This is a genomic window from Hamadaea sp. NPDC051192 (genome assembly GCF_040682475.1).
Taxonomy (GTDB): domain Bacteria; phylum Actinomycetota; class Actinomycetes; order Mycobacteriales; family Micromonosporaceae; genus Hamadaea; species Hamadaea flava.
The window spans coordinates 16394-31507 of record NZ_JBFBAZ010000026.1; the positions used below are offsets into that span (position 1 = coordinate 16394).

Genomic DNA, 15114 nt, shown 5'->3' on the forward strand with positions numbered 1-15114 from the left:
GAGGTCGAGCACGTGGACGAGCTGCCGATAGGAAGACGGGTCGCCTACTGGCGCAACCGCCGGAAGATGTCCCAGCAGGTCTTCGCCGACCGCCTAGGCAAGTCCAAGAGCTGGGTCGACAAAGTCGAGCGCGGCGTACGCCGGCTGGACAAGTTCTCCGTGGTCTACGAGATCGCCGATGTGCTTCAAGTCGACGTGCAACTGTTGCTGGGCAAGGAACCTGAGCGCAAACCGGAGTCGGTCAACTGCGTCGACGCCGTCGAGGTCGCCGAGATCCGTGCCGCGTTGGAGCGTTACGACGCGTTCAGCGCGTTCTTCAGCCCGGCCGGCGAACCGCCACCCGTCCCGGAGATGCACAAGGCGGTCAACCACGCCTGGCTGACCTTCCAGCACGCGCGATACGGCGTACTGGCACGGAGTCTGCCGAAGTTGCTGCGGGACGCCCAGGCCGCCGACACGGCGTACGCGGCGACCGATCAAGCGACCGACGTCGCGAAACTGCTCGGGCAGGTCTACCAGATCTCCTCGTCGGTGCTGCGCAAGCTCGGCGAACTGGAGCTGGCCTGGCTGGCCGCCGACCGGTCGATCGCGGTGGCGCAGCGTGCCGGAGATCCGTTGCTGGCCGGCACCGCGACCTATCGCGTGGGCTCGGCGCTGCTCGCCCTCGGCCGGGCGCGCCCGGCGTTGGAGATCAACGTCAACGTGGCGAACCGGCTCGCCCCCGGGACCGGCGACTCGTCACCCGAACAGCTTTCCGTCTACGGCATGCTGCTCCTCCAGGGCGCCATGGCAGCGGCCCGGATCGGCGACAGCGCGACGATGCGCGACCTGCTCGACGGCGCGGCCGACGCGGGCGCAGCGGTCGGCGAGGACCAGAACCATTACTGGAGCTGCTTCGGGCCGACGAACGTGCTGCTGCACCGGGCCGCGGCCAGCGTCGAGATCGGCGAGGGCGGCCTCGCGGTCAACGTGCACGAGCAGAGCATCCCGGCGTCGTCGTTCACGACGCTGATGCCGGAACGCCGGGCGCATCACTTCCTCGACATGGCCCGCGGGTTCGCCCAGGTCGGCGACGTCGACCGGGCGGGGGAGATGCTGCTGGAAGGCGATCGGCTCGCGGCAGCCGAGATCCGCTGCCGCCCCATCGCGCACGAGGTACTCTCGGACGTCCTCCGGCGAACCAAGGGCACCCCGTCGGCGCCCATCGCGGAACTGGCCGAGCACATGGGAGTCGGCGTTTGACCGTCCTATATGTAGTGACGTGCGGCTCGCCCGCCGCGCGGGAGGTGGCGCGCCTCGTCACGAGCGCGCAGGAGATCGGCTGGCAGGTCTGCGTCGTCGCGACCCCCGACGGCCGCAAGTTCATCGACGTCCCGGCGCTCGCCGAGCAGACCGGGTACGCCGTCCGCAGCACCTTCAAGAACCCCGGCGAACCGGATCTGCTCCCGGCCGCCGACGCGATGATCGTCGCGCCCGCGACCGCCAACACGATCGCCAAGTGGGCCGCCGGCATCGCCGACACGCTCGCGCTCGGTCTGCTCTGCGAGGGACTCGGCCGTGGCCTGCCGATCGTCGCCGTCCCCTTCACGAACTCCGGGATGGCCGGCCACCCGGCGTTCGTCGAGTCACTCGAACGGCTACGGGGCTGGGGAGTGACCGTCCTCTGGGGGCAGGACATCCTGCCGACGTTCCGGCCCGGCGAGGGCGAGGCGCATTTCGAGGCGATGCCGTGGGACCTCGCGCTGAGCGAGATCCGCAAACGCCTCGATGTGGCCTAGTCTGCCTCGAACTCTCTCGGATACTGTGGGGTCGCTGAGCGTTAACGCTCCGTCGGCGACTCCAAGGGGGACGATCGGGTGGCGGTCAGGGTCGGGATCAACGGCATGGGCCGCATCGGGCGAACCTTCTGGCGGGTGAGCCTGTCCCGGCCCGAGCTGGACGTGGTCGCGATCAACGACATCGCCCCCGCCGCCAACCTGGCCTACCTCATGAAATACGACTCGGTGCGCGGCCGGCTCCCGGCCGACATCACGAGTACGCCCGACGCGATCACGGTCGACGGCATGCCCGTCGCGGCGTACCAGGAGGCGGAGCCCGGCCGGGTGCCGTGGGGTGATCTCGGCGTCGACGTCGTCCTGGAGGCGACCGGCCAGTTCTTCTCGGCCGACCTCGCGGCCGCCCATCTGCGCGCGGGCGCGAAGCGGGTGCTGATCTCGACGGCCACAGTGGACGCAGACGCGACCGTCCTGATGGGAGTGAACGAGGAGGCGCTCGACCGCGATCGCCACCGGATCGTGTCGCCCGCCTGCTGCACCAGCAGCGCCGTCGTCCCGATCCTCGCCGTCCTGCGCAGTCTCGGCGAGTTGAAGGAAGGCACGCTCACCACCGTCCACGCGTACGACGCGACGAAGAGCGCGCTGCTGGACTCGCCGCACTGGAACCCGCGGATGGGGCGGGCGGCGGCGGCCAACCTGATCCCGGTGCCGCTCAAGCCGGGCAGCCTGCACGCGATGGGCGTGGCCGTCCCGGAGATCGCCGGCCGCCTCGACGGGCTGCACGTGCGGGTGCCCGCGATCATCGGCTGCCTCGCCGACCTCGTCGTACGCATGCCGCACGCGCCCGCGGCGGAAGCCGTCAACGCCGCGCTCGCCGCGGCTGCGGCCGGGCACTTCAAGGGCGTGCTCGGCTACACCGAGGAGCCGGTGGTCTCCTCCGACATCGTCGGGGCGGCCGAGTCGAGCATCGTCGACGGGCAGTTCACCACCGTCGTCGGCGACACGGTGAAGGTCGTGGCCTGGTACGACAACGAGTGGGGTTTCGCCCACCGCCTGGCCGACGTCACCGGCCTGCTCGGGTAGCGTCTCCCGAATGAGCCCCGACAACGGGTCGCTGAGCGACGCCGCCGACCGCGAGATCGCGGTTCCGGGTCGAATCTTGGGCCAAGATTCGACCCAGAACCCTGATCCGCCCGGCAAGGCGACGGCCGGCAAGGCGACGGCCGGAGCGGCGACGGCCGGAGCGGTGAGGGCCGGCAAGGCGACGGCCGAGAAGCCGACGGCCGAGAAGCCGACGGTCGGCGAGGTGATCGCCACGCTGGACGAGTGGTACCCGCCGGCGACCGCCGCGAGCTGGGACCGGGTCGGTCTGGTGCTCGGTGAGCCGACGGCCCGCGTCGAGCGGGTGCTCTGCGTCGTCGACGTCGTGCCGGAGACCGCCCAGCAGGCGCTCGACCTGGGCGCACAGCTGATCGTGTCGCATCATCCGCTGCTGTTCCGGGGCGTCTCCTCGGTCGCGCCGACCACGTACGCCGGTCGCATCGTGCACGACTTGATCCGCGGCGGCGTCGCGTTGCACGTCGCGCACACCAACGCCGACGTCGCTCCCGACGGGGTGAACGAGGCACTGGCCGACCTGTTCGGGCTGACCGACCGGGAGCTGATGACGCCCGAGGGCATCGGCCGCGTGGGCACCCTGCCGACGCCGCTCCCGCTGCGGGAGCTGACGAAGAAGGCGGCCGAGGTGCTGCCGGTGACAGTTTGGGGCGTACGCGCCGCCGGCGACCCCGATCGGATGATCAGCCGCCTCGCCGTCAGCTCGGGATCAGGCGCGGAGCACCTCGCCGACGTGGCCGTCACGGGTGCGGACGCTGTCGTCACCTCCGACGTGAAGCATCACTACGCGAGCGAACACATCGCCGCAGGCGGCCCGGCGATCATCGAGGCGGCCCACTGGGCGACCGAATGGCCGTGGCTGCCGCGAGTGGCGGAGTTGCTGCGGAATCGCTTCGGTATTGAGACGATCGTCTCCCAGATCCGGACCGACCCGTGGAACCTGTACGCCCCCGGCGGAGAATTTGATCAGGGAGCGGGTTGATCATGGTGATTGCTGCGTCGACACGCCGTCGAGACCACAGTTAACTCCATGATCAACGGGGTAGAGCCCGGAGTATGAGCAGGTAGGGGAGAGGGAACGTATGAAGGCCGATCCGGAAGACCAGCGGCGCCTGCTCGACCTGCAGGCGATCGACACGACGCTGGCCCAGCTCGCGCACCGGCGCAAGACCCTGCCGGAGCTGGCCGAGCTGGATCGGCTGGCCCGGGAGATCTCGTCCCAGTCCGACGAGCGCGTCCGCGCCCAGGTGGATGTCGACGACCTTGATCGGGACATCGCCAAGCAGGAGCGCGAGGTCGACACCGTACGCCAGCGGCTGACCAAGGATCAGCAGCGCCTCGACGACGGCCGGCTGCCGGCGCGGGAGCTGACCGCGATCGAGCACGAGATCACCGCGTTGAAGCGTCGCCAGTCGGATCTCGAGGATGTCGAGATCGAGCTGATGGAGCGCCGGGATCAGGCGCAGGGCACGCTGGACGGGATCGAGCAGCGGCTCGCCCAGGCGCGGGTGGACCGGGAGGCGACCGAGACGAAGCGGGACGAGGCGCTGGCCGAGATCACCAAGGAGGCGGAGTGGAAGGCGGGCGCCCGCAAGCCGCTCGCCGCCGACCTCCCGGCTGAGCTGGTCACGCTGTACGACAAGATCCGCGAGGTGTCCGGCGGGCTCGGCGCGGCGCTCGTCCAGCACGGTCGCTGCGGCGGTTGCCGGATCGAGCTGGCCGGGGCGGACCGCGTACGGGTCAAGTCGGCCCCGGCGGATGAAGTGGTCCGGTGCGAGGAGTGCCGCCGGATCATGGTGCGGACCAGCGAGAGCGGGCTGTGAAGGTCGTCGTCGAGGCCGACGGCGGGTCGCGGGGCAATCCCGGCCCGGCGGGCTTCGGCGCGGTCGTCCGGGACGCCGGGACCGGAGCGGTGCTCGCGGAACGGTCCGAGTCGCTGGGGATCGCGACCAACAACGCGGCCGAGTACGCCGGCCTCATCGCCGGGTTGACGGCCGCGGCCGAGGTGGGCGCGACCGAGGTCGACGTCCGGATGGACAGCAAGCTCGTCATCGAGCAGATGGCCGGCCGCTGGCAGATCAAGCACCCGGGGCTGCGCCCGCTCGCGGCCAAGGCAGCCGATCTCGTCCGCGGCTTCGCCTCCGTGCGCTACCAGTGGATTCCGCGCGAACGCAACCAGCACGCCGACCGGCTCGCCAACGAGGCGATGGACGCGGCGACCCAGGCCGAGCTGACCGAGGCGGCCACCGAGCAGAGCTGGGAGCCCCGCGAGGACCCGCCCACCCGGCTCATCCTCGTCCGGCACGGCGAGACTCCGCTCACCGCCGAGAAGCGCTACAGCGGCCGCGGTGACGTCCCGCTCGCGCCGGTGGGCGAGGCCCAGGCCCGGGCGGCCGCCGAGCGACTCAAGTCCCTCGGCCCGCTCTCGGCCGTGGTCTCCTCTCCCCTCCAGAGGTGTACGCAGACCGCCGGATACATCGCGGAGATGGCTGACGCGGAGTTGGCGGTCGAGGTCGTGCCGGACCTGATCGAGGTCGACTTCGGACAGTGGGAGGCGCTGACGTTCGCCGAGGCCCGGGAACGGGATCCGGCGGCGATGCAGGCGTGGCTGAAGTCCACCGCGGTCGCACCGCCCGGCGGGGAGTCCTTCCAACGGGTCGCGCAGCGGGTGCGCCGGGCGATCGCCCAGATCCGCCAGCAGCACGCCGGGCATACGGTGGCCGTCGTCTCGCACGTGTCACCCATCAAGCTGATCCTCCGGGACGCCCTCGCCGCCGGGGACGCCTTCCTCTATCGGCTCTATCTGGACCCGGCCGGGATCAGCGTCGTGGACCTCTATCCCGATGGTGGCGTCGCGGTGCGTTCGGTGAACGAGACCGGTCACCTGCCGTCCAGGTAGGCGTGATTCACTTCCCTGCGTGACCGGGGAGACCACTGCGCCGCTTCGCCTTCGGGCCGTCCACGCCGCGCTGCTGATCGGGGCGTACGCCGTGGTCACGCTGGAGGCGCTGAGCGCCTTCGACGCGCTGAACCGCTGGTCGGCCGCCCTCGTGTGGGTGCTCTTCCTCGCCGGTTTCCTGGGCTGGTGGGCCCGCCGGGGCCGCCCCCTGCCGCGTCCGGCCCGGCGATGGGCGTCGGCCCGCGCCTGGTGGGCGGCCGCCTCGAAAGTGGAGCGTCTGCTCGTCGCGGTGATCGGGGCGCTGCTGCTGATCGAGTTGGTCATGGCGATCCTGGCCGAGCCGAACAACTTCGACTCCCAGACCTATCACCTGTCCCGGATCGAGCATTGGGTCGCCGACGGCAACCTGCAGGCGTACCCGACGGCGATCCAGCGGCAGATCAGCCTCGCTCCCGGCGGCGAATACCTGCTGGCCCACCTGCGTCTGCTGACCGGCGGGGACGCCCTCTACAACCTCGTGCAGTGGGCCGCCGGCGTGTTGTGCGTCTTCGCCGCCTCGCGGATCGTCGCCCAGTTCCGCGGGAGCCGGCGTGCCCAGCTGCTGACCGCTTTCGTGGTCGCGACTACGCCGATGGTGACCCTCCAGGCCAGCAGTACGCAGGTCGACCTGATCGTCGCGGGCTGGGTCGCCTCGGTCGCCACGCTCGTGCTCGACGACGCGAACCGGAAGGCCACGCTGCGTACGGCGCTGTGGATCGGGCTGGGCTTCGGGCTGGCCGCCGTCACGAAGGCGACCGGGCTCCTGGGCACCGCGCCGATGCTGGTCCTCTGGGGACTCGCGCAGCTCCGCCTCGGCCGCGTACGCGGAATCGGCCGCGTCGCCGGAACGTCGGTCGCGGTCCTCGCGGTCGCGGCCGTCCTCTGTGCGCCCTTCTACCACCGGAACTATCAGGAGTTCGGCAGCCCGCTCGGCTCGTCGCGGCTGACCGACTCGGTCCCGATGCAGCGGCACGACCCGGCGGCGATCCTGGTCAACGGGCTGCGCATCGGCCAGACCGCGCTCGACACCCCGCTCGCGCCGCTGAGCCACGCGGTCGCGGCCGGGGTCGAGGGGATCTCGCGGGCGGTCGGCGTGGACCCGCAGGACCGCGACATCACCTTCGGCGTCACGTACTTCCCGGTCGTCGCCTGGTATCCCGACGAGGACCGGGTCTCGCTACCCATCCAGGGCGTACTGGTTCTGCTCGGGGTGCTCTTCTGCGCGATCCGCCCGCGCCGTTTCACCGAATCCGCCGGGCTGCTCCGTGCGTACATTCTGATGGTCGCGATGGCCGGGCTGCTCTATGTCGCGACCGTCAAGTGGCAGCCGTGGGGCAATCGCCTGATCGTGTTCGTGCTGGTCCTGGCCGCACCGCTCGCGGGCCTGTGGCTCGACAAGGCGATGGCGCGACGCTGGCCGTTCCGGTTGATCGTGGTGACCATCGTGGCGGCCGCGTTGTCGGCCACCCTGGCCGTGGGGTACGGCTTCCCACGCCGCCTGGTGGGCGAGGGTTCGCTCTTCACGACCAGCTCGGTCGATACCCGATTCCTGCGCCGTCCGCAGTGGACAGGTGACTTCCTGTGGGCTCGCGACCAGATCGAGGCTTCCGGCGCCCAGCGCATCGGGCTCGTCCAGCAGAACGACAACTGGGAATACCCCTGGTGGGTCCTGCTGCCCGGCCGTGAGTTCGTCGCGATGCAATCGGTGATCCCGAAGCGACCGCCGGCTCGTGCCGACGAGGTCGACGCCATCGTCTGCACCGGTGACCTGAAGGTCTGCCGGAAGCTCGTCCCCAAGGACTGGACGCTGACCACACACGGTTACGTGGCGTACGCGCACAGGTGAGACCGCTCGGCGCAGCGGTGTGACCGTTCGGCGCTCAGCGATGCACTCGCGACTGTCGCGGCCTCCCAAGATCTGGTCTCCTTCGCGCGACCCGCGATTGTCAAAGGAGGCGCTCAATGGGAGAACCCGCCCCGCCCGCTCCCGATCCGGCCGGCGATCGCAGCCCGTGGAACTGGCTGCTGATCATCCCGATCGTGGTCCCGCTCATCCCCGCACTGTTCAACGCGATCGAGCCGAAGCTCTTCGGCTTCCCGCTGTTCTACTGGCTCCAACTCGCCTTCATCGTGCTCGGCGTGACCACCACGACCGTCGTCTACCAGATGACCAAGCGGCGTGGCGCCGCCTCAGGAGGTGACCGCTGATGTGGAAGAACGTCCACGTGGTGGAGCTGGTCGTCTTCGCCGTCCTGTTCGTCGCCGTGTCCGCGATGGGCTTCGTCGCCGCCCGCTGGCGCCGCCCGGCCACCATGGAGCACCTCGACGAATGGGGTCTCGGCGGCCGGAACTTCGGCTCCTGGATCACCTGGTTCCTCATCGGCGGTGACCTGTACACGGCGTACACCTTCGTCGCCGTCCCGGCGCTCGTCTTCGGGGCGGGCGCGCTCGGCTTCTACGCCGTCCCGTACACCATCATCCTGTACCCGATCTTCTTCCTGATCCTGATCCGGCTCTGGTCGGTGTCGCACAAGCACCGCCTGGTCACCCCGGCCGACTTCGTCCGGGTCCGGTTCGGCTCGCCGACGCTGGCGCTGCTCGTGGCGATCACCGGCATCGTCGCCACCATGCCGTACATCGCGCTCCAGCTCGTCGGCATCGAGGCGGTGCTCAAGACGATCGGCCTCACCGGCGACTCCACGGTCGCCCGCCACCTGCCGATCATCATCGCGTTCGCCATCCTGGCGGCGTACACCTATCAGTCGGGCCTGCGGGCGCCGGCGCTGATCGCCTTCGTCAAGGACTCGCTGATCTACGTCGTGATCCTCGCGGCGATCATCATCCTGCCGACCAAGCTGGGTGGCTGGGACGGCATCTTCTCGGCGGCCGACGCGAAGTTCCAGGCTTCGGCCAACCCAGCCGACGGCGTCCTGCTGAATGCCAACAACCAGTTGCAGTACATCAGCCTCGCGCTGGGCTCGGCACTGGCGCTGTTCCTCTACCCGCACTCCGTGACCGGGGTGCTGGCCTCGAAGAACCGCAACGTGATCAAGCGGAACATGTCGGCGCTGCCGGCGTACTCGCTGTTGCTCGGGCTGCTGGCGCTGCTCGGGTTCGCGGCCATCGCCGCCAAGGTGACGCCGCTGCCCGGCACGAAGGCGCCCGATACGAACACCGTGGTGCCGCTGCTGTTCCAGGGCCAGTTCCCGGCGTGGTTCGCGGGCGTCGCGTTCGCCGCGATCGGCATCGGCGCGCTGGTCCCGGCGGCCATCATGTCGATCGCCGCGGCGAACCTGTTCACCCGCAACATCTACCGGGAGTACCTGAACAAGGAGGCCACGCCGGCCCAGGAGGCGAAGGTCAGCAAGATCACCTCACTGGTGGTCAAGGTGGGCGCCCTGCTCTGCATCATCCTGCTGGACCCGCAGTTCTCCATCGACCTTCAGCTCATCGGCGGCGTGATCATCCTGCAGACGCTGCCGTCCGTCGCGATCGGACTGTTCACCCGCTGGTTCCACAAGGGAGCTTTGATCGCGGGATGGGTTGCCGGAATGGCGTTCGGCATGTGGATGTTGTACAACGTCAGCAACGCGACCCGCGACCACTTCGCCGGATCGAACTTCCCGTTGTCGAAGCTCGGCTTCGACACGAAGATGACGATCTACGCGGGGCTCGTCGCGGTGGTGGCGAACCTCGTCGTCGCGGCGCTCGGCACGCTGGTCCTGCGGGCGGCCAAGGTCGCCGATGGCACGGACGGCACGGCCCGGCCGGACTACTTCGTCGACGAGGACGAGCCCCAGGGCGCGGCCACGCCGACCGAGGCGGCCGTCGCCTGACCCGCTAGGGCCGAAGACTCGACCTGGGGAGGTCGATCAGGGGCCGGTGCTCTTCGGAGCCCGGCCCCTTCCGTACCCCCGCCGCTCTTCGCGCCCCTCTTCCCGCGCCCGCTCAGCGCTGGATCACGGATCCGGGTCGAATCATGACGCAAGATTCGACCCGGATCCCTGATCTGGGGGGATCGCCGCCGCGGCCGGGGGAGCGGAGACGGGCGTCAGGGCCCGGTCGAGCGCCAGCTCTGGGTGGTGCAGATCGAACGCCGGCCGCTCCGACCGGATACGCGGGATGCGGTCGAAGTTGCGCAGGGGCGGCGGGGTGGGCGTCGCCCACTCCAGCGAGTTGCCGTGGCCCCACGGATCCTCGGCGGTCACGACCGGCCCGAACCGGTACGACTTCCAGACGTTCCACAGGAACGGCAGCATCGAGAAGCCCAGGATGAAGGAGCCGATCGTCGAGATCGTGTTCAGCGTGGTGAACCCGTCGCTGGGCAGGTAGTCGGCGTACCGGCGGGGCATGCCCTCGTTGCCGAGCCAGTGCTGCACGAGGAAGGTGGTGTGGAAGCCGATGAAGGTGAGCCAGAAGTGGAACTTGCCGAGCCGCTCGTCGAGCATCCGGCCGAACATCTTGGGGAACCAGAAGTAGACGCCGGCGAAGACGGCGAAGACGATCGTGCCGAACAGCACGTAGTGGAAGTGCGCGACGACGAAGTACGAGTCGGACACCTGGAAGTCCAGCGGCGGGCTGGCCAGCAGCACCCCCGACAGGCCGCCGAGCAGGAAGGTCACCAGGAAGCCGATCGAGAACAGCATCGGCGTCTCGAAGGTGACCTTGCCGCGCCACATCGACCCGATCCAGTTGAAGAACTTCATGCCGGTCGGCACCGCGATCATGAAGCTGAGGACCGAGAAGAACGGCAGCAGAACCTGGCCGGTGACGAACATGTGGTGGGCCCACACGCTCATCGACAGCGCGGCGATGGACAGCGTCGCCAGCACCATTCCCTTGTAGCCGAACAGCGGCTTGCGGCTGAAGACCGGGATGACCTCGGTGATGATGCCGAAGAACGGCAGCGCGACGATGTAGACCTCGGGGTGGCCGAAGAACCAGAACAGGTGCTGCCACAGGAGCGCGCCGTTGGTCGACGGGTCGTAGACGTGCGCGCCGAGCACCCGGTCGGCCATCACCGCCAGCAGCGCCGCCGCCAGGATCGGGAAGACGAGCAGCACCATCAGCGACGTCACCAGGATGTTCCAGGTGAAGATCGGCATCCGGAACATCGTCATGCCGGGCGCGCGCAAGGTCAGGATCGTGGTCATCATGTTGACCGCGCCGAGGATCGTGCCGAGGCCGGAGATCACCAGGCCGACGAACCACGCGTTGGCGCCGGGCCCGGGGCTGTTGACCTCGCCGGCGAGCGGCTGGTACGCGAACCAGCCGAAGTCGGCCGCACCGCCGGGCATGGCGAACCCGGAGACCACCATCGTCCCGCCGAACAGATACAACCAGTACGCGAGCGCGTTGAGCCGTGGGAAGGCGACGTCCGGCGCGCCGATCTGCAACGGCACGACGTAGTTCGCGAAGGCGAACAGGATGGGCGTCGCGAACAGCAGCAGCATGATGGTGCCATGCTCGGTGAACAGCTGGTTGTACTGCTCGGCGGACAGGAATTGCAGGCCTGGCCGGGCCAGCTCGGTTCGCATGATCAGTGCCATCAGTCCGCCGGCCAGGAAGAAGCCGAACGACGTGACGAGATACATGATCCCGATCTGCTTGGCGTCGGTGGTCCGCAGGATGCGGCCGAACGCGGAACCCTTGGCCGGTAGGCGAACGGGTCCCGGATATGTGTCGATGATTGCCGGCTGTATGGAGGTGCCCGGCGTGTTCACGGGAGTCACGCGCGTCACGCTACTCTTTGATAAAGATCATTACAGGGAGTTTGTCCGGATCTGACGCGTGTACCTGATCGGGGTTCAGGGTATGCGGGCTGATGTGACCAGAGCCGATGACGAGGTGCTGATCGAGGCGCTGAAGGTGGCGGCGAGCGTCCTCAAGAGCGCGCAGATCCCGTTCGCGCTGGCCGGGGGGTACGCCGTCTACGCGCACGGCGGTGCGTCCAGCGACCATGACGTCGACTTCCTGATCAAGGCCGAGGACGTCGACCGGTCCCTGGAGGCGATGGCCGCCGCCGGCCTGAAGACGCACCGTCCCCCCGAAGACTGGCTGGTGAAGGCGTACCACGAGGGCACCTTGGTGGACCTCATCCATCGCCCGGTGGATCGAGAGGTCGACGACGACACCCTCGCCGACGCCGCTGTCATGAAGGTCGCCGCGCTCAGCATGCCGGTGTTGTCGCCGACCACGCTGATGGTGCACAAGCTGCTGACCTTCAACGAGCACCACTGCGACTACTCCAAGGGGCTGCCGCTGGCCCGGTCGCTGCGCGAGCGGATCGACTGGAGTCGCGTACGCCGTGAGACCAAAGAGTCTCCGTACGCGGCGGCCTTCATCCGCCTGGCGGAGCTGCTGGAGATCGCGCCGCCGCAGCTGGAGACGGGAGATGCCTGAGATGAAGGACGAATATCTACTGGCCCAGGTGCAGCGCCTGCTGGCCGAGGACGGCGGCGAGCTGGGCATCGACGCCGTCCGGCATGACGATCTGCTCGTGCTGCGGGGCGAGGTCGAAAGCGAGCTCCGCTGCCGCGAGGTCGAGCTGCGGATCGCCGAGGCCTTCCCGGAGTTGACCATCCGCAACGAGTTGTCCGTTCCGCGCGTACACAAGCCGCAGGAACCTGAGGAACTGACCGGCCGGCCGCCCGCCGGGGCGGGCGCGGCCAGTGAGGATCGGCACTGATGGGACGCGTACGAGTCGGAGCAGTCGGAGACGTGCACCTCGACCGGGACGTGGTGGGGCGGTTCCGGCCGGCCCTGGACGACGTCGCGGATCATGCCGACATCCTGCTGCTCGCGGGCGACCTGACCCGCCACGGTACGCCCGAGGAGGCCGAGTGCGTGGCGGAGGAGTTCGGCGGGCTGGACGTGCCGGTGGTGGCGGTCCTGGGCAACCACGACTACCACGGTGACCGGGTCATCGAGGTGACCGGCATTCTGCAGGCCGCCGGGCTGACGGTCCTGGAGGGGGAGGGGACCGTCGTCGACACTCAGAACGGTCAGCTGGGAGTCGCCGGGGCCAAGGGTTTCGGCGGCGGCTTCGCCGGCCGGTGCGCGACGGCCTTCGGGGAACCGGAGATGAAGGACTTCGTGCGGCATACGGAGTTCAGCGCGAGCCTGCTCACCAAGGCCCTGGAGTCGCTCGAATGCGACGTACGCGTCGCTCTCACGCATTATTCGCCGGTGCCGGACACCTTGCAGGGCGAGCCGCTGGAGATCTACCCGTTCCTCGGCTCCTACCTGCTGGCCGAGGCGATCGACGCAGTGCCGACCCAGCTGGCGATCCACGGCCACGCCCACGCAGGCGTCGAACGGGGCGTCACCCCGGGCGGCGTACGCGTGCGGAACGTCGCGCATCCGGTGATCCGGCAGGCGTACAGCGTGTTCGCGATCGACCAGACCTGCTAGGAACGCACGACATAGGAACGCACGACAGAACGCGGCCCGCGGTGTGCACCTCCGCGGGCCGCGTGCATCGATCGCCAGATCAGACGAGGGCGAGCCGACCGGCCGACTCCACCGCCTGCTGGTACACCTGCGCGTACCCGCGGGCCATCGCCTTGGCGCTGAACATCTCGGACACCCGGCGACGGCAGGCCGCCGGATCGATCCGGGTCACATCGTGCAACGCCTGCGGCAGCTCGTCGGGCTCCTCGCAGATGATTCCGGTGACACCGTGCTCCACCACTTCGGGAACCGACCCGGAGCGCAGGGCGACGACCGGTGTGCCGCAGACCATGGACTCGATCATCACCATGCCGAACGGCTCTTGCCAGGTGATGGGGAACAGCAGGCAACGGGCGTTGACCATCAGCTCCCGCTTCTGAGCGGCGTCGGCGACGCCCATGGCGACGTCGTCCGGGCCGAGCATCGGCTCGATGACCTCCTCGAAGTACTCCTTCTCGACGGCCTCCATCTTCTTGCCCGCCATGATGAGCGGCAGGCCGGCCCGGTGCGCGGCCTCGATCGCGAGGTGCGCGCCCTTGGTCGGGTGATAGCGGCCGAGGAAGAGCGCGTAGTCCTGTTTGCGCTCGGCGTACGGCCAGTCGTTCGGACGTAGTCCGTTGTAGACGGTGCCGACCCAGTTCAGCTCGGGCGCGAGCCGCCGTTGCTGACCGCTGATGGAGATCAGCCCCACGTCGGTGCCCAGGGCCCGGTAGAACCGGCGGTTCTGCTCGTGCGCCGGACCGTGCACCGTGGTCAGCGCCGGTACGCCGAGATCGGCGTAGATCGCCCCGTTGAGCGGGCCCGAGAAGGTGTGGTCGTGCACCACGTCGACCGCCCGTCGGGCGATCAGTTTCTGGACGGCCCGGCGGGTCATCAGAGCGATCTCCACCTCGACGGCCGAGTCCCCGAGCCGGTCGCCGAGCGTGCTCGGCCAGACGGGGACCAGTTCCCCGAGTGTGCCGTTCCGCCCCGCGCCGACCAGTGTCACCTTGTGTCCGGCGGCCATCAGGCCGTCCGTCAGATCGGCCACGACCGCCTCGATCCCGCCGTATCCGGCGGGCGGTAGATCGAAGTAAGGCGGCGCGACCATCACTATGCTGAGCGATTCCACGAACGCGTCCATACCCAGGTAAAACGCCGGTATGCAAATTGCCCCGTTTGCGAATTGGACCCACGTCTGTCACGGCGTGTCAGTCGGGACACGCCGGACCGCGGTCACCCGATTGGGGTGGTGCCGCGTCACCCTGGGGTCACCCGCTCGGGCGGTTTGCGTCAGCCGCCGGTGGGTATTGGCCGTTTTTCCCTAGAGCGGTGCTTTTCTGCAACGAGTTCGGTAACCGTCATAGACGCCGGCGCTGGATCAGATCCCTGGTCCAGCGCTCTGACAACTCACGGGGATGGGCAGGTTTGGCGATGGAAGTGGCTGGCATGCGATCGGGGATCGTCGTCGTGACGACCGAGTGGATCGCCGGATACGAGGTCGAGACGATCATGGGCGCCGTCGTCGGGGTCTCCCCGCACTCGATCAGCCCATACCTGGAAGGCATGCGATCACTCGCGGACGGGCAGGGTGTGTCCAACACCGAACGCATGGACCTCATGCGGCGCTGCCGGGAGGAGGCGATCGAGATGATGGCGTACAACGCGCGGAAGATCGGGGCGAACGCCGTCATCGCCATGCGGATGGACCACCGTCTGGTGACCGAGGTCTGGAACGAGATCTGCGCGTACGGGACTGCGGTTCGTGCGGTTCCGGCGGTTCCGGCTCCCGCTTCTCGGCGCAAGAGGGTAAGTTCGGTCGAGACTATGCGCCTCTAGAAGAAACGGATGTGC

At 68.9% G+C, this 15114-nt stretch carries 15 protein-coding genes; 13 read left to right on the forward strand and 2 right to left on the reverse strand.

The window, feature by feature from the left end; genetic code table 11:
* Positions 1–12 precede the first annotated feature (12 nt).
* The 9 genes from AB0M47_RS13920 to mctP all read left to right on the forward strand — a co-directional run bounded on the left by AB0M47_RS13920 (position 13) and on the right by mctP (position 9665).
* Complete coding sequence (locus AB0M47_RS13920; RefSeq protein WP_253760940.1) at positions 13–1242, forward strand: helix-turn-helix domain-containing protein; 1230 nt, start codon at positions 13–15, stop codon at positions 1240–1242.
* Complete coding sequence (locus tag AB0M47_RS13925; RefSeq protein ID WP_363412718.1) at positions 1239–1778, forward strand: flavoprotein; 540 nt, start codon at positions 1239–1241, stop codon at positions 1776–1778. The genes AB0M47_RS13920 and AB0M47_RS13925 overlap by 4 nt, the downstream gene beginning before the upstream one ends.
* A 78-nt stretch (positions 1779–1856) precedes the next feature.
* Positions 1857–2858: a glyceraldehyde 3-phosphate dehydrogenase NAD-binding domain-containing protein gene (locus AB0M47_RS13930; RefSeq protein WP_363412720.1), complete on the forward strand. Its 1002-nt coding sequence runs from the start codon at positions 1857–1859 to the stop codon at positions 2856–2858.
* A gap of 223 nt (positions 2859–3081) precedes the next feature.
* Positions 3082–3873 carry a Nif3-like dinuclear metal center hexameric protein gene (locus tag AB0M47_RS13935; protein ID WP_363412823.1) on the forward strand — a complete coding sequence of 264 codons (792 nt, stop codon included), beginning with the start codon at positions 3082–3084 and terminating at the stop codon, positions 3871–3873.
* A gap of 100 nt (positions 3874–3973) precedes the next feature.
* Positions 3974–4714 (forward strand): C4-type zinc ribbon domain-containing protein, encoded by a 741-nt coding sequence (locus AB0M47_RS13940; protein ID WP_363412722.1) that lies wholly within the window; start codon positions 3974–3976, stop codon positions 4712–4714.
* On the forward strand, positions 4711–5790 hold the full coding sequence (locus AB0M47_RS13945) for a histidine phosphatase family protein (RefSeq protein WP_363412724.1): 1080 nt from the start codon (positions 4711–4713) through the stop codon (positions 5788–5790). The genes AB0M47_RS13940 and AB0M47_RS13945 overlap by 4 nt, the downstream gene beginning before the upstream one ends.
* Before the next feature lie 19 nt (positions 5791–5809).
* Entirely contained in the window at positions 5810–7675 is a 1866-nt protein-coding gene (locus tag AB0M47_RS13950; protein ID WP_363412726.1) for a DUF2142 domain-containing protein, read from the forward strand.
* A gap of 116 nt (positions 7676–7791) precedes the next feature.
* Positions 7792–8037 (forward strand): DUF3311 domain-containing protein, encoded by a 246-nt coding sequence (locus AB0M47_RS13955; RefSeq protein WP_253760947.1) that lies wholly within the window; start codon positions 7792–7794, stop codon positions 8035–8037.
* Positions 8037–9665 (forward strand): monocarboxylate uptake permease MctP, encoded by a 1629-nt coding sequence (gene mctP, locus AB0M47_RS13960; RefSeq protein WP_363412728.1) that lies wholly within the window; start codon positions 8037–8039, stop codon positions 9663–9665. The genes AB0M47_RS13955 and mctP overlap by 1 nt, the downstream gene beginning before the upstream one ends.
* Before the next feature lie 141 nt (positions 9666–9806).
* Here the strand turns inward: mctP and ctaD are convergent, their stop codons facing one another.
* Positions 9807–11552, reverse strand: coding sequence for a cytochrome c oxidase subunit I (gene ctaD, locus AB0M47_RS13965; protein WP_363412825.1), 1746 nt, complete (start codon positions 11550–11552; stop codon positions 9807–9809).
* A 103-nt stretch (positions 11553–11655) separates the two neighbouring features.
* Here ctaD and AB0M47_RS13970 point away from each other — a divergent pair, with 103 nt between their 5' ends.
* The 3 genes from AB0M47_RS13970 to AB0M47_RS13980 are packed head-to-tail and all read left to right on the forward strand — an operon-like array spanning position 11656 to position 13242.
* On the forward strand, positions 11656–12231 hold the full coding sequence (locus tag AB0M47_RS13970; RefSeq protein WP_363412730.1) for a nucleotidyltransferase: 576 nt from the start codon (positions 11656–11658) through the stop codon (positions 12229–12231).
* Positions 12224–12517 carry a hypothetical protein gene (locus AB0M47_RS13975; RefSeq protein ID WP_363412732.1) on the forward strand — a complete coding sequence of 98 codons (294 nt, stop codon included), beginning with the start codon at positions 12224–12226 and terminating at the stop codon, positions 12515–12517. The genes AB0M47_RS13970 and AB0M47_RS13975 overlap by 8 nt, the downstream gene beginning before the upstream one ends.
* Complete coding sequence (locus tag AB0M47_RS13980; protein WP_363412734.1) at positions 12517–13242, forward strand: metallophosphoesterase; 726 nt, start codon at positions 12517–12519, stop codon at positions 13240–13242. The genes AB0M47_RS13975 and AB0M47_RS13980 overlap by 1 nt, the downstream gene beginning before the upstream one ends.
* Before the next feature lie 79 nt (positions 13243–13321).
* Here AB0M47_RS13980 and AB0M47_RS13985 read toward each other — a convergent pair whose 3' ends face one another.
* Positions 13322–14392, reverse strand: coding sequence for a glycosyltransferase family 4 protein (locus AB0M47_RS13985; RefSeq protein WP_363412736.1), 1071 nt, complete (start codon positions 14390–14392; stop codon positions 13322–13324).
* Positions 14393–14709: 317 nt separating this feature from the next.
* On the opposite strand from AB0M47_RS13985, the gene AB0M47_RS13990 reads away from it, so the two are divergent.
* The gene (locus AB0M47_RS13990; RefSeq protein ID WP_275978326.1) at positions 14710–15099 is read left to right on the forward strand and encodes a heavy metal-binding domain-containing protein; all 390 of its coding nucleotides are present in this window, start codon (positions 14710–14712) and stop codon (positions 15097–15099) included.
* The last annotated feature ends 15 nt before the right edge of the window (positions 15100–15114 follow it).